The sequence below is a fragment of the Deinococcus sp. Arct2-2 genome (assembly GCF_004801315.1).
In the GTDB taxonomy this organism is placed as follows: Bacteria; Deinococcota; Deinococci; order Deinococcales; family Deinococcaceae; genus Deinococcus.
Genome location: NZ_SSNW01000017.1, coordinates 55467 through 70174 on the forward strand (window position 1 = coordinate 55467; position 14708 = coordinate 70174).

Here is a 14708-nt window from a genome sequence, read left to right on the forward strand (position 1 = left end):
GGGTCACGCCTAAATTAGGATTATACCTAGATTAAGATTGACAATTTGCACATATAGTCTTATTCTATTCATAGATCCGCCGCAAATTGAAGATCAGGCGCTTTCATCCGGCCAAACCTGCGGAAGCCGATTTTTCTCGCCTCTAACTTGGGAATAGATCAATAATAGATTTCGCTAAAGCTTCCACATTCACTAGAGGAGAGCCAGTCATGACCGGAACAGACCTTGCCGCTGTACTGCCACTGATCGCCAAAAGCGGGGCAGCCACTGTCGTCATCGCCCTCTTGTTCGGCTTGTCGCACGTCATTCGGGAGTGGCGCGGCGGCAGTGTGTCGGAGCAAAAAGAACACGATACCCAGCAGCAGTTGGCCGAAACCGAAGCCCGCCTGAACGTGGCCGAGGCGCGTGTAGTGGCGCTGGCTCAGCAAAATCACGACTTGCGTTATCAGCGCGATTCTGCGCGGGTGCGACTAGAGTTTCTGGAACTGAAGCACGCCGAGCAGCCCCGCAGCGTGTGGGCGGCGGACGGGGATGTGAAGCGGGCGTAGAGCGTACTGGGCGACTGAGCATCCAAAAGTGGCCAAGCTCAGTCCTGTCTGAAGTTGACGATTCCGGGTGAACCCCCCAGTCTGCTGTGCAGCCAGCCCCCCTCAAGGGGAGCGCAACAGCACTTGTCCTCCCCTTAAGGGGGGGCGTTGCACAGCAACGGGGGGTTCACCTTCCAACTCAGCTGCAAAATTGCGTCAGCAACGCCGGATTGCTCTGCCGTAGCTTCAAGCTCAGCCCTCTGCTTCGTCCCCAAGTTCCTGTGCAGTAGCGTCAATGGTGGGGTGGCGCTTTTCAAATTGAATGGTCAGCACTCCGGCACTCAGGCGGGCCTCGCCACTCTGGGGCAGCACGGCTTCCGGAAATGTCAGTGTGCGGGAAAACTTTCCGCTGGCACGTTCGGCACTCAGCACGCGCCCCAGCGATTCATCTACTGCGGGCCGCTCGCCCTGAACGGTCAGGGTGTCGTCTTCTTCCGACAGGGCCAGCGTGTCCAGATTCACGCCCGGCACGTCCAGCAGCAAGATCAGGTGAGAATCGCCGTCTATCCAATCGGCGGCGGGCGTCCACGGGCGGCTACTGCCCAGCGTTTCGACCTCTTCGCGCAGGTTCATCAGTTGTTGCAGGCGGGCAAGCACAGGCTCATTCATAGGCACAACGCTACTAAACTTCTGGGTGTGATGTCTGTCCCGCCCGCCCCATCCGTTCCTGCTCTGCCCATTCTGACTGCCCCCACCGCTGCCGGAAAAACCGCACTAGCTCTCCAGTTGGCCGCACAACATGATCTGGAAATCATCGCTGCCGACGCCTTTACCGTGTACCGGGGGCTAAGTATTGGCACAGCCAAACCCAGCGCCGCCGAACGGGAGGCTGCGCCGCATCACCTGTTGGATGTGGCCGACGTACACGAGGAATACGATGTGGCCCGCTACGTGCGGGAGGCCGAAGCGGCCATTCGGGGCGTGTTGGCGCGGGGAAACATTCCGTTGGTGGTAGGCGGCACGGGGTTTTATTTGAGTGCCCTCACTCGGGGGCTACCGCTCACGCCGCCCTCGGAACCAGAGTTGAGGGCCGAAGTAGAAGCCGAGCTTGCCGCACGCGGGCTAGACGCACTTTTGGCCGATATGGCCGCCGCTAACCCTGCCGAAGCCGCCCGCATGGAGCGTAACCCCCGCCGCGTCGTCCGGGCATTGGAAGTCTACCGCCGCACCGGACGCTTTCCCGGCGAGTTTGGCCGCACGCAGCCCGCGTTTTCATATCAAGTCACAGCCTTCACCTGCCCTGCCGCAGAATTGGAGGGGCGAATAGAACAGCGCGTAGGCGCAATGCTGGCGCAGGGTTGGCCCGATGAAGCGGCTTGGCTGGCGGCACAGCTCGACCCAGAAACCCTGCCCCGGCCTACCGCGTGGCAAGCTCTCGGCTACCGGGAGGCGTTGGCTGTCTGGCGGGGGGAATTGACCGCACAGGACGCACAGCAGGCGATTACGCTCGCTACTCGTCAATATGCCAAACGCCAACTGACGTGGGCACGCACCCAGTTGTCCGCCACGCCTGTTTCACCCGCACAGGCCACCGAGTCGCTGACGGCTCAGCTTGCCCAGTGGCGTGCTGCACGCCCAAGCTGACCCAGCAGCCCGCAATAATCTTTACACCCCGTTCAGTGTTGGCCGCCCTGCCTAAGCGTGTGCCCCGCGCTCCCGCAGCACAGGCTAAACTCAGAAGTGAGTTACAACTCATTTTCAGGCGGTACGGTAGCGGAGTCGGGGGGTCAAGTGGCCTCTTGGTCAGCCGGTTCTCACATATGCCTGCGTGGGCCTTTAGCGGGGCCGCGCCGCGGCAGCACTACGAGGGGGAGAGGACATGAAGCCGAGAGTATTGGGCATGATTTTGGCGGGTGGGCAGGGGTCAAGGCTCGCGCCGCTGACGCAAAAGCGCAGCAAACCCGCCGTGCCGTTTGGCAGCAAGTACCGCATCATCGATTTCGCCATCAACAACTTTATGAACTCTGGAATGTTCAGCATTTACGTGCTGACCCAGTACAAGGCCCAGAGCCTCACCGAGCATATTCAGCGTGGCTGGCGCTTCGGCACCTTCCTCAGCGACTATTTTATTACGCTGGTACCCGCGCAGATGTACCGTTTAGAGGAACTCGGCCCGGTGTGGTACCGGGGAACCGCCGACGCCGTGTACCAGAACATGCATCTGATCGATAACTACGACGCCGATTACGTGGCGATCTTCAGTGGCGATCACATCTACAAGATGAACGTGGAGCACATGCTTCAGACGCACATCGATACCCGCGCCGACATCACCATTGCGGCGTACCCGATGCCCCAGAGTCAGGCGCACCAATTCGGCGTGATGCATGTGGACGAGCGCTGGAAAGTCACCGACTTCCTAGAAAAACCGAAAGACCCGCCCAGCATCCCCGGTCGGGAGGGCGTGAGCCTGACCAGCATGGGCAACTATATTTTCAGCCGCAAAGCGCTGGATGAACTGCTGGAAACCAGCATGTCGGGCGGCGAGGAAGGCTTCGACTTCGGCAGCGACGTGATTCCGCGTGCCCTATCGGACGGCTACAACGTCATGGCCTACGATTTTCACCGCAATCCCATTCCCGGTCAGGCTGGCCCCAACCTGTACTGGCGCGATGTAGGAACGCTAGACGCCTACTTCGAAGCCAACATGGATCTGGTCACCGTCAACCCAGAATTCGACATCTACAACCCCGAATGGCCGCTGCGAACCAGCAGCGAGTTTTCTCCGCCCGCCAAGTTTGTCCACGAATCGGATGGGCGCAAGGGGCAGGCCTTCAATACCATCATGGCTGGGGGAACCATCATCAGCGGCGGCACGGTGCGCGACAGTGTGCTGGGCCGAAACGTGCGCCTGCACAGCTATTCGGTGGTGGAAAGCTGCGTGCTGTTCGATGACGTGGAAGTGGGCCGCCACTCGCGCCTGAACCGCGTGATCGTCGATAAAGACGTGGTTATTCCGCCCGGAACCGTCATCGGCCTAAACCGCGAAGACGATTTGGCGCGTGGCTTTACCGTCACCGACAGTGGCGTCGTGGTGGTTTCTAAGGGCTATACGTTCTAAACCTGTCCACGAGAGAAGATTCTAGCCACGACTAGAACCGAAAGTAAAAATTCAGCGGCAGGCGCAACGATTCTGATGCGCCTGCCGCCGCCCTAGCTTGTTCCTGCTTGCTCAAGCTCGGCTGTGACGCACTCGTCATCGAACTCCGTCTACACTGTGCAACGTGAATTTCCGCACGTTGCTGACCCTTTCCATACTTTGCGCTGCTTTCGCGGCGGCCCCTGCCCATGCACTTACCCTGACTGTAGACGGCCAAACTAAGGTCACTGGCCCCGCCGCAGTGGGCGGCCTAGCGTGGCTGCCGGGTGGCTTGCGGGCCGTGTGCTTGGGCAACCGCCTGCTTGTCCTAGACGGCGTGGGCAAGGTATCGCGCCTGATCTCTACCGGGGAAGCGCCATGCCAAAGCCTGAGCGTGAATCAGGCCGGAACGTTGGCGGCGACTTCGGCGGGCGGCAACTTGAACGTGTGGCGCTTGGGCGATGGTGTGCGCGTGACCCAACTCTCCAGCGGGCCTTTAAGCGGGTCTGGCTTCGTCTCCGACACTGACCTGTTGCTGGCGACTCCAACTGGACTAGACCGCCTGAATGTGCTGACCGGAGCGCGGCAGACGGTGCAAAACACGCCTGTGACCGCCTTGTTCGTGGCCCCGGACGGTGTGCGGGCGGTGGTAGGCACGGCGGTAGGTGGGCGCGGGCGGGTGCAACTGATCAACACGACGACATTGGCGGTGCTGTCTGGAACCGTCTGTGACACCCTTTGCGTCCCTCAAAACGCTCAATTTGGAGTCAATGGCCGCACGGCGACGGTGCGGGCCGGGGCTGTGCTGCTGTCTCTGCGCGAAGGCTACCCCAGTTCTATCGTCGTGCGTGGCCTGTCTGCCTCCGATCCGGCGTCCGGGTTCCCGCTGCCCGATTCCTCGGTGCTGACCTTTGTAGATGGAAACGTCGAATCCCGCGACCTCCAAACGGGGCGTAGAGACGGGCTGCTGCCCATTCAGGGCGTGTTGGCTCAGCCGGTCAGTCTCTCGGGGCAAGGGCGGATTTCGGCCCTCACCGACAGCGGCGACCTTCTCAGCACCGACCTGACCTTCCGCGATGTGCAGCGTGTAGCTTTGCCCGCTGCGTTGCTGGGTGGGGGAGAGGGCGCGGTTTTGCTTCCCTCCGGCGAAGTGCGGGTGGGTGCAAAATCCGTATCTGGCGGCTTTGCAGCAGTGCAGGCCATGAACAAAACCATATGGACGCTGGGCGTCTTGTCTGAGGAAAAGCAGGAAGTAGGTCTGCTGGCAAACGGTGCGGTACGGGTGCTGACCTCTGTGGCGGCGGCAGAAGGCGCAGAGGCCCGCCTGAGCGTGAATCACTGGGGCAACCACGCGCTGACGTGGAATGCGGCAGGCGTCACGGTGGTGTCGCAGGCCAGCGGCAAAGTCGCTGCGTCCCTGAAGGCCAGTGCGCTGAATCTGGCCCCAGCCGTGTTGGCCGCCTCCAGCCTGACCCTTTCGCCCGACGCGGCCCGCCTCTTTGTCCTGCCTGCAAACGCCGCGCCGTTCGTCTATGCGCTCGCCACCCGCCAACGCACCCCGCTGAACGTGCCTGCCCCGCTTGCCAACCAATCTTATGTGTCGCTCCAAATTAGCGGCAAAGGCGTGCTGGCGCTCGGGTCTGTAGTTCAATCGGCTGAATCCAGCATCGCAGAAGTCGGCCTCTACCGCCCCGGTGAAGCTCAGCCCTATGCCGTCGTCAAAGCCAATGCCGCCGCCACCCGCCAAAATCTGCACCGATTCAGCCCAGACAGTGCGCTGCTGGCCCTCGTCAACGCCGATGAACGCGGCTTCCGAGTGGATATGGTGGATGTTGCCAGTGGCAAAATAGCCGCCAGCACGTCGCCCCTTGCCAATGCTCCGGCCTTCCTGTCTTGGTCGCCCGACAACGCCAAATTGACGGTGGGTGCGGGCCTGCTGGACGGCCTGAACGCGGTGACAGTCTTTGGGGTCAAGCCCTGATAGACAGACAAAATAAAGGGTGTGGATCGTAGCCAGTGGTCAAACCACGATCTACGATCCACACTCCATTCACGCTTTTACACCATCGCGGGTTCTACATATTCCCCGTACACGCCCTTCAGCACGTCCATCTGCTCGCCCAGCGTCACGTAGGCATGGGCGCATTCTAGGAAGGCGGGCATAGAGTTCGCACCCGTTACGGCAGTGTCGCGCAGAGCCGCCAACGCCGCCGCAGTGCGGGCCGGGTCGCGTTCGCGGCGAACCTGTGCCAGCCGCGCTTCCTGCACGCGCTCCACTTCCGGGTCGATCAGTTGCAGCGGCACTTGCACGGCGTCCTGCACAAAGTCGTTCACGCCCACGATAATTCGACTCTTTTTCTCCACTTCGCGCTGGTAACGGTAAGCAGCTTCAGCCATCTCCAGCTGAAAGAAGCCATTGTCTATGCCGACTTCTACGCCTCCCATTGCGCGAATCTGCTCTATGTAGCCCAATGCGGCGGCTTCTATATCGTCCGTCAGTTTTTCTACGTAGTAGCTGCCTGCCAATGGGTCAACCACGCCTGCTACGCCCGTTTCATACGCGATGATTTGTTGAGTTCTCAGCGCAATCGTCGCTGCCGCCTCCGTAGGCAGGGCCAGCGCTTCGTCAAACGCGTCGGTATGTAGGCTTTGCGTGCCGCCCAGCACGGCGGCGAGTGCCTGAATCGCCACCCGTGCAATGTTGTTCAACGGTTGCTGCGCGGGCAGGCTCACGCCAGCGGTCTGCGAATGCGTTCTCAGCATCCAAGACTTGGGATTTTTCGCGCCGTACCGGTCACGCATCTGCCGCGCCCAGATTCGGCGGGCGGCCCGCAACTTGGCAATTTCTTCAAAAAAGTCGTTGTGAATGTCCCAGAAAAAGGAGATACGCGGCGCAAATTCGTCTATGTCCAGCCCACGCTCCAGCGCCTTTTCTACGTAGTGGAAGCCGTCGGCCAAGGTAAAGGCCAACTCCTGCACGCCCGTCGCACCCGCTTCCCGGATGTGGTAGCCGCTGACCGAAATGAAATTCCACTTCGGCACAATCTTAGGCCCCCACTCAAAGGTATCGATCACCAGTTTGACGCTGGGCGCGGGCGGGTAGATAAACTCCTTTTGGGCAATAAATTCTTTAAGAATATCGTTTTGAATGGTGCCGCCAATTTTGGTCAGGTCTTTGCCCTGCTTTTGGGCATTGGCAATGTACATGGCCCAAATCGCATTGGCGGGGCTGTTGATGGTCATAGACGTGGTGACTTGTTCTGGGTCTATGCCCTGAAACAAGATTTCCATATCGGCAAGGCTAGCAACGGCCACTCCGCATTTGCCCACTTCACCTTTGCTGAACGGATGATCGGAGTCGTAGCCCATCAGCGTGGGCAAGTCGAAGGCGGTACTCAGGCCCGTTTGTCCGGCCCGCAAGAGTGCATGAAAGCGTTCGTTGGTCTGTTCGGCACTGCCAAAGCCCGCGAACATCCTCATCGTCCAGAGTTTGCCCCGGTACACGCTGGACTGTACGCCCCGCGTGTAAGGAAATTCGCCCGGATAGCCCAAATCACGCTCGGCATCCCAATCTTTCAGGTCGTCCTGCGTATAAATCGGGTCAGGTTCCATGTCCGACAAGTTCTTATGGTTGTACTTCCGCTCCGGGTGCTTGGCGACGGCGGGCTGATATACGCTGTGCAGCCATTCATTTTTGGTCTTCATCGGTAAACCTCCGGGTGAATAGGCAGAGAAAACAAACGCTCGTTAGGTGGCCTCTAGCCTAGCAGACCAGAGCCTCAGCCATTCAGCCCATGCCGCCGCTGCCCATCCTGTCTAAGCTGAGGCCAGTGACTTCCCCAACCCTGCCCCCTGCCTCGGCCCTCGCCCTGTTCAGCCTCGCTGCCCAGCATCCGGTCAGTCTGGGGTGGTGTTCGGAATCGGAACGCCTAGCCAATCTTGCCGATGAACACGCCTTCGATCTGCAATTGGCAACCGATTTAGAACTAGCGGGCGAGCGTGCCCAGCGCATGAGTTCTGCTCAGCCGCCCGAAGCGTTCTTGAATCAGTGGCTCTCGGCGCGGCCTGACCTAGAGGCTATGCTCAGTATTCGGTTCGAGGGCGGCAATCCTGAGAAGCCGTTTGTGGACGTGAGCGCCACAACTCGCCCCGTGCTGGCCGCCGATCTGCCTGTGCTGTTAGCGTTGGCTCAGCAAACTTATGGCGTATTCAATCCTCAGCGTCTCCGGTTCTGGTCATCTGCCGAGGCTGGAGCCTTTGCGGGCACACAACCCGATATGCGTGTATTGGCCGCGCCCGTGAACCAATTGCGAGACCGCTCCACTCCACTAGAGTTGTCGCTCCGGCCCACGCTGGACACGTCCCAACTGGAGGCGGCGCGTGAGGCTTACGCCGATGTAGACCGTCTGCATCCCGCCCATCCCGCTCAGGCCCGCATTCTGTCTGAGGAAGATTTGCAGGAAACGGTAGACGCGGGAACCATGTTCGATGTGCTGCGAAATGGCGAGTGGGTGGGATATGCGGGGGCGAGAGCTGAAACCCTCTGTGGCCTGCCCGCCTACGTAGTGCAGGAACTTCTCCTGATTCCCAGCGCACGGGGCAAAGGCTTCGGTGCATTCCTGACGCCCATGCTGGCCCAGCAACTTCCAGAGCAAGACCGGGTGCTGATGGGAACGATTCACGCCGAAAACAAGGGGTCTTTGCAGGCCGCCCTCCGTGCAGGCAGGCACGACATTGGCGGCAGGTCATGGCTGCCCCTGCCCTCTGTGCTGACCTGAAGTTGTCCTAAATTTGCTTGACCCTGCCCTGACCCTCTACTGATCTGCTAGAATCTATGTTTGGGTGTCCCGCCCACCAGTGATGTGTGGCGGGCCTTTTCATGCCGGGGCCATCTCATATCCTGACCAATGTGTCAGGCCAGCGCTCCGGACATGCACCAAGTTCCGCCCTCGCCTCCAGCCCGTTGCTGGTGCGCTTGCGGGCGGGGGAGAGAATGAACATGGAATACCGGAATATTGCGATCATTGCACACGTCGATCACGGCAAAACCACGCTGGTAGACGGACTTCTCAAGCAAACCCTCAAGCTCGGCCACGGCGAAGAAATTGCCGAACGTGCCATGGACAGCAACGACCTTGAAAAAGAGCGTGGCATTACCATCTTGGCGAAAAACACCGCTGTGGAGTACAAGGGAATCAAAATCAACATCGTGGACACTCCCGGACACGCCGATTTCGGCGGAGAAGTGGAGCGCGTGTTGGGCATGGTGGACGGCGCGTTGGTGCTGGTAGACGCTGCCGAAGGCCCGATGCCCCAGACCCGTTTCGTATTGCGTAAGGCCATCGAACTGGGCCTGAAAATCGTGGTGGTCATCAACAAGATTGACCGTCAGGATGCCCGCATCGAAGAAGTCGTCAACCTGACGTTTGATTTGATGGCCGAACTCGGAGCCAGCGACGATCAGCTTGATTTCCCCATCCTGTACGCCGTGGCCCGCGAAGGCAAAGCGTATAAGGACTTGGAAAGCCCGCAGGAAGACATGCACGAATTGTTCGAGATGGTGCTGGAGTACATCCCCAGCCCTCCCGTCAAAGTGGACGAGCCATTCCAGATGGTCGTCACCAACCTCGATTACTCCGAGTACTTGGGACGCATCGTGTTGGGCCGCATTCAGCGCGGTACCGTCAAGAAAGGCGAGTTCGTTCAGCTGATCCACAAAGACGGCACCATGACCAAGTCGCGTATCGTGCAGCCGTTTACCCACATGGGTCTGCGCCGCATCGAAGCCGACAGCGTCAGCGCGGGCGACATCGTGGCGTTGGCAGGCATCGAGGACGCCCAGATCGGCGAAACCGTTGCCGACTTGGCCGATCCGGAAGCTTTGCCCATCATCACGGTAGATGAACCCACTGTGTCGATGACCTTCCAGCCCAACACCAGCCCGTTTGCGGGTAAGGAAGGCAAGTACGTCACGTCCCGCCACCTGAATGACCGCCTGAAGCGCGAAGTGATGACCAATGTGTCGCTGAAAGTGGAAGAACTGCGCCCCGACGAATTCAAAGTCAGCGGACGCGGCGAGCTTCACCTCAGCATTCTCTTGGAAACCATGCGCCGCGAAGGGTACGAAGTGCAGGTCGGATCGCCTCAGGTCATCATCCGCGAGATCGACGGCGAGAAGCATGAGCCTGTGGAACACCTCGTGATCGACGTGCCCGAGCATCACTCCAGCGCTGTCATCGGCATCCTCAGCTCCCGCAAGGGCCAGATGGTGAACATGGAGCCTCAGGGCAAGCGCACCCGCGTGGAATTCAAGATTCCCAGCCGCGCCCTCTTCGGTTTCCGCACCCACTTCCTGTCTATGACGCAGGGCGAAGGCATCATGAGCCACATCTTCGACGGCTACGCGCCTTGGGCCGGGGAACTGAAAACCCGCCAGAACGGTTCGCTGGTCAGCATGGAAGACGGCACGGCGTTCGCCTACTCCATCTGGAAACTGCAAGACCGGGGCAACTTCTTTATCGACGCTGGCGCTGACGTGTACGTGGGCATGATCGTAGGCGAAAACGCCCGCGAGCAGGACATGAACGTGAACGTCTGTAAGAACAAGAAGCTCACCAACGTGCGCTCCAGCGGGGCCGACGACGCCCTGACGCTCATTCCGCCCAAGCGCATGAGCTTGGAGGACGCTTTGGAGTACATCAGCGACGATGAACTCGTGGAACTGACGCCTCAGAGCATCCGTTTGCGTAAGAAAGTGCTGAACCCCAGCATGCGGAAGTAATTCCGATTGAGGGCTGAATTTTGGCCCTTGATCCGAGTGAAACGAGTGGGAAGAGGTACGGATTTCGGAAGGTGGATGAACAATGGGTGCAGTCCCGATTGTTCAGGAACCGGACGGAATCCGTACTCAGTTAAAGCTCCAGCACGCGCCCCGGCTTCGGCTTGGGGCGCGTGCTTGTTGCCGCTCGTGTCTCTGATCCAGTAGCCAAAATAAAGGCCCACTTGTCTGACATTCGCCCTTGTGTACTCTCGATTTGCGCTTTATCCTGACTACAGGACTCAGGATTAATGACCCAACTCCAAACCGTACCCACCGTTTCCGCTCCCCTCGACACCCATACCCGCTCGCTATTGCTGGCGGCTGAGGCGGTGTTGGCCCATCTTCATCCCCGCGCCCCGCTGCGCTTGGCACAGGTCAACTTTGAGGGTGTCGCTTATGCCAGTGCGCCCGATCCTGATGCTTTGCGCCTGAACCGAGCTCTGGCCGAAGAAGTCGTGCTGGTGGCCTCGGCACAGGCGGCGGCGCGTGCGTTGCTGGGACTCGCGCCAAGCCGGATGGGGTTAGTGCGCGACGCGGGCGAATTGCTGGCTTCGGGCCTGACCGAACCCGAAGAAAAGGAAGTCTTGCCCGCTTACCTGTCGGTCTTGGAAGCGCGGGCGCGGGTGCTGCTGCGCCGCTCGTGGGCAGAGGTGGAAGTGGTGGCGGCGGGCCTACGCGAACTAGGTCAACTGGACGCCCGCGACGTGGCACACCGAATCGCCTGCGCCCAAAGCATTCGCGGCACGCTGCTGAATTAGGCGGCTGAGTTTGAGGTGCGCCTCATCCAATTTGATTGGCTCGGACGATCTGGGGTTGATATTGCGCGTCTGGCACATTGTTTTCACAGAGTCGCTTAGAAAACCACGCGGGACAGTCGGAATTGTAGTTTAGTATTCATTTTGCAAGCTGGGTCACGATGGTTGCTGGGCGGTCAGTTCATTGTAAGGGCACAGGAGAACCGCCATGAATGACACCTCTAAATCTCTGGTCAGCCGCTGCGACGCCACCTCTTGCCGCTATAACGAAGCTATGGAGTGCCACGCCGGACAAATTGAAGTGCAAATGGTGATGGGTGAAATGGGCGCACAGATGGCCCACTGCATGACTTTCTCGCCCGAAGACGGGGCCGATATGACGCAGGGCATGCAGGCCAATCCCGGTCACGACTGAACAACGCAGAACACTCTAGCCCAGACTTCGGTTTGGGCTTTTTACTGTCTCCTACGGATTTCGTATCACAACACTAATACGCCGTGATGCTTGGCTTTGTCTTGCGGCTCTACATGGATGGTCACGTGTGCGCCTTCCATCTCGGCCCGGATCGCGTCCTCTAATCGGTCACAGATGGCATGTGCGGCGCTGACGGTCATTTCGCTGGCTACCACCAGATGAAACTCCACGAACGTCGTGCGGCCCGCGTGCCGGGTGCGGAGGTCATGGATTTCCAGTGCGCCCTCGGCCTGCTCGCTGATGACGGTGCGAATGCGGCGCTCGGTGACGGGATTCACGCCCGCGTCCATCAGCCCGCCGACGCTATCGCGCATCAGGTTCCAGCCGCTCCAGAGGATATTGAGGGCCACCAACACGGCTAAAGCTGGATCGAGAACGTGCCAACCCGTGAACTTTGCCAGCAGCACGCCGATCAGTACCCCCACGCTGGTAACCACGTCGCTGAACAGGTGCCGCCCATCGGCCAACAGTGCAGGGCTGCGGGCGGTGCGGCCCACGCGCAGCAGCACGCCCGCCCACACAGCATTGATGACGCTGGCAACCAAGTTCACACCCAAGCCCAGCAATGGGGCGTCTACCACTTTGGGGTCTGTCAGATCAGGAATCGCCACCCGCAGGATACTCACCGCCGCCAGCACGATCAGCACGCCCTCGGCCACTGCGCTCAGGTATTCGGCTTTGGTGTGCCCATACGGATGGTTTGCATCGGCAGGCCGCGCCGCCACCCACAGCGCCAGCAGTGCGCCGCCCGCCGCCACAACGTTGATGACGCTTTCCAGCGCGTCGGAATAGAGCGCCACGCTGCCGGTGAGGAAATAGGCCACGAATTTCAGACCCAGCACCACGAGCGCCACCACCACGCTGAAGGCCGCGATGCGGATCAGGGATGTGGGGGGCGCGGGCGGCAGAGGAAGTGGGCCAGAGGTCATCGGCTGTAGGCTAACAGGGTTAGGCGCGGCGAAAACGGTGCCCGGAGCGGGGACACGGCTGTAAAGTGCACATGTATGTCAGATCGCGTCCGTGTCGTTCCATTTAGTCCGGCGTGGCCTTGGTTCGCCCAGCGTGAGATCGCGCTATTGCAAGCGGCTTTGGCTCCGTTTGTGGCTGCCATTGAACACATTGGGAGTACGGCCATCTGGGGACTGGACGCCAAACCTACCGTCAATCTGATGCTCGGCACTTCGCATTGGCCTTGGGGCCGAAGCCTAGATAAACGGTTGCAGGCTTGCGGCTATGTCTTCCATAAAAGCCCAAATCCTCGTTGGCAGGTCTATATCAAGCCGCGTGCCGAGCTGAGGCGGGGCTTTCATTTACATGTCGTAGAGGCGGAAAGTGTCCATTGGCACCAACATCTTCACTTTCGAGACGTTCTTCGCAGCCAACCACAAGAAGCAGAAGCTTACGCCAGTCTCAAACGCGATCTAGCTCAGCAGTTCGGGCTTGACTGACATCGTTGTGTGTTGAGCAGAGCTGTGGGAAGCTGTGCTTGTCACTCCCCCTCGAGCCATCAAGCCTGTTGACATCGTTGACCCCCCAAGGTCGTAGTGCAAATCCTGGCCGGCTCGGGGCCCTTCGATCAGGCGCAACAGTATCTGAGGCTTTCAAGCCTGCACACAAAGTCTCGCCGAGCGAACCGGGCTGTGATGACCTTTCCCTGTTCAGGAGGTTTTTATGGTGGTGCTCGGCATCGATGTGGGCAAGAGCGAACTGTATGCCTGTCTTCTCCGGCCTGAGTTGAAACCAGCCCGGCAGGTGGTGGCCAACACTGCCGAAGGCCAGGCCTATCTTCAATCCTGGTTGGAGACACAGGGCGTCATCGCCCCAGAGACCTTGGTGGTGATGGAAGCGACTGGGGTGTACTGGGAGCGCCGTGGCATTAAAGCTTCACTTGGCAGGCTACCGAGTGAGTGTGGTCAACGCCGCACAGATCAAGTTTTACGCCAAAAGTACGTTGAGACGAGGCAAAACAGACAAGATGGATGCCGAGCTGATTGCCCGGTATGGCGAGACGATGCATCCAGCCTGCTGGATGCCCCCTGAGCGTGATCGAGAAGCACTCCGCGCCTTGATCCATGAACGGGATGCGGTGATCTCGCTGATCACGTTGGAGAAAGGACGTCAGCACGCCCTGGATCATCGTGAACACGCTCAAGAACTGGTTGTCCAACTGGGTCAAGCGCGTTTGGCACTGCTTGAACAGCAGCGTGCCACGGTTGAACAGGCTATGGATGCGTGTGTCGCGGAGTCCAGCGGACTCCGTAAGCAAGTGGACTTGCTGTCTTCTGTACCGGGGATCGGGAAGTTGACGGCGGCCATCGTGCTGGCCGAGACGAGTCATCTCCAAGACATGCAGGATTCGCGGCAATGGGCTGCTTACGCTGGATTATCTCCCGTGCCGCGCCAGTCGGGCGCCATGGTGGGACGATGTCGGATCTCAAAGATTGGAAACAGCCGACTGAGACGCGCGTTCTACCTCTCTGCTGTCACGGTTTCACGGCTTAAAAACTAGGTGGGTGATTATTATCGGCGGCTCGTCGGAGCTGGGAAGCCGAAGAAGGTGGCGTTGAGTATGTGATTAGCGTCCGCGCCGTAGAGGAGATGACAGGGTGAGGGGCGGACAGCTAGGCTAGGGTCGTGTCAGAGGCGTTGACTCGCGAAGACTTACTCCAGCTGCTTGCTGAGCAAGCAGCCCAGATTGCTGGACAGGCCGCGCAGATCACTGGTCTGATCGAGCAAAACAGCGAACAGGCCAAGCAGATCAAGGTGCTGATTGAAGACAACGCCCGCCTGAAGAAGCGCATAGAGCAGTTGGAGCGACAGGTCAAGCGCTACGTGGCGCCCCACAGCCGGGAAGCGCCCGTGGCTGATCCCAAGCCACCCGGGAGACGAGCAGGGCAAGGGACGTTCACCTTCAAGCATGCTCCAGCGCGTGACACAGTCACGCGCATCATCGACGTGGGACCGGCGAACACGTGCGTGTTCTGCCAGACGC

General features: G+C 59.7%; 13 protein-coding genes and 1 pseudogene. 11 read left to right on the forward strand and 3 right to left on the reverse strand.

The features are described 5' to 3' along the window. The first annotated feature begins 209 nt into the window (after positions 1-209). A complete protein-coding gene (locus E7T06_RS09540) occupies positions 210-548 on the forward strand; it encodes a hypothetical protein (RefSeq protein ID WP_136365599.1) in 339 nt (112 codons plus the stop codon). Positions 549-779: 231 nt separating this feature from the next. On the opposite strand, the gene E7T06_RS09545 is transcribed toward E7T06_RS09540, so the two are convergent. Beyond that, on the reverse strand, positions 780-1196 hold the full coding sequence (locus E7T06_RS09545; RefSeq protein ID WP_136365600.1) for an Hsp20/alpha crystallin family protein: 417 nt from the start codon (positions 1194-1196) through the stop codon (positions 780-782). Positions 1197-1226: 30 nt separating this feature from the next. On the opposite strand from E7T06_RS09545, the gene miaA reads away from it, so the two are divergent. The 3 genes from miaA (at position 1227) to E7T06_RS09560 (ending at position 5647) form a co-directional block, all read left to right on the forward strand. Beyond that, positions 1227-2171 carry a tRNA (adenosine(37)-N6)-dimethylallyltransferase MiaA gene (miaA, locus tag E7T06_RS09550; RefSeq protein WP_136365601.1) on the forward strand — a complete coding sequence of 315 codons (945 nt, stop codon included), beginning with the start codon at positions 1227-1229 and terminating at the stop codon, positions 2169-2171. Positions 2172-2406: 235 nt separating this feature from the next. Further along, a complete protein-coding gene (glgC, locus tag E7T06_RS09555) occupies positions 2407-3648 on the forward strand; it encodes a glucose-1-phosphate adenylyltransferase (RefSeq protein WP_136365602.1) in 1242 nt (413 codons plus the stop codon). Positions 3649-3811: 163 nt separating this feature from the next. Beyond that, complete coding sequence (locus tag E7T06_RS09560; protein WP_136365603.1) at positions 3812-5647, forward strand: hypothetical protein; 1836 nt, start codon at positions 3812-3814, stop codon at positions 5645-5647. A 77-nt stretch (positions 5648-5724) separates the two neighbouring features. Here E7T06_RS09560 and E7T06_RS09565 read toward each other — a convergent pair whose 3' ends face one another. Further along, a complete protein-coding gene (locus E7T06_RS09565; protein WP_136365604.1) occupies positions 5725-7371 on the reverse strand; it encodes a methylmalonyl-CoA mutase family protein in 1647 nt (548 codons plus the stop codon). Between the two features lie 125 nt (positions 7372-7496). Between E7T06_RS09565 and E7T06_RS09570 the strand changes: the two genes are divergently transcribed. The 4 genes from E7T06_RS09570 to E7T06_RS09585 all read left to right on the forward strand — a co-directional run bounded on the left by E7T06_RS09570 (position 7497) and on the right by E7T06_RS09585 (position 11656). Next, positions 7497-8444, forward strand: coding sequence for a GNAT family N-acetyltransferase (locus tag E7T06_RS09570; RefSeq protein WP_205750869.1), 948 nt, complete (start codon positions 7497-7499; stop codon positions 8442-8444). 221 nt (positions 8445-8665) lie between these two features. Next, positions 8666-10447, forward strand: a complete 1782-nt coding sequence (typA, locus tag E7T06_RS09575; RefSeq protein ID WP_136365620.1) for a translational GTPase TypA — start codon at positions 8666-8668, stop codon at positions 10445-10447. A 287-nt stretch (positions 10448-10734) separates the two neighbouring features. After that, on the forward strand, positions 10735-11244 hold the full coding sequence (locus E7T06_RS09580) for a hypothetical protein (RefSeq protein WP_136365605.1): 510 nt from the start codon (positions 10735-10737) through the stop codon (positions 11242-11244). A gap of 205 nt (positions 11245-11449) precedes the next feature. Continuing rightward, positions 11450-11656 (forward strand): DUF1540 domain-containing protein, encoded by a 207-nt coding sequence (locus E7T06_RS09585; protein ID WP_136365606.1) that lies wholly within the window; start codon positions 11450-11452, stop codon positions 11654-11656. A gap of 65 nt (positions 11657-11721) precedes the next feature. Here E7T06_RS09585 and E7T06_RS09590 read toward each other — a convergent pair whose 3' ends face one another. Further along, positions 11722-12645: a cation diffusion facilitator family transporter gene (locus E7T06_RS09590; protein WP_136365607.1), complete on the reverse strand. Its 924-nt coding sequence runs from the start codon at positions 12643-12645 to the stop codon at positions 11722-11724. Between the two features lie 75 nt (positions 12646-12720). Between E7T06_RS09590 and E7T06_RS09595 the strand changes: the two genes are divergently transcribed. From E7T06_RS09595 to E7T06_RS09605, 3 genes and pseudogenes are all read left to right on the forward strand, one after another. After that, entirely contained in the window at positions 12721-13164 is a 444-nt protein-coding gene (locus E7T06_RS09595) for a GrpB family protein (RefSeq protein ID WP_136365608.1), read from the forward strand. A 422-nt stretch (positions 13165-13586) separates the two neighbouring features. Continuing rightward, on the forward strand, positions 13587-14225 hold the full coding sequence (locus E7T06_RS09600; RefSeq protein WP_168733459.1) for a transposase: 639 nt from the start codon (positions 13587-13589) through the stop codon (positions 14223-14225). A gap of 125 nt (positions 14226-14350) precedes the next feature. Further along, a pseudogene (locus E7T06_RS09605) lies at positions 14351-14708 on the forward strand (hypothetical protein); the annotation flags it as partial.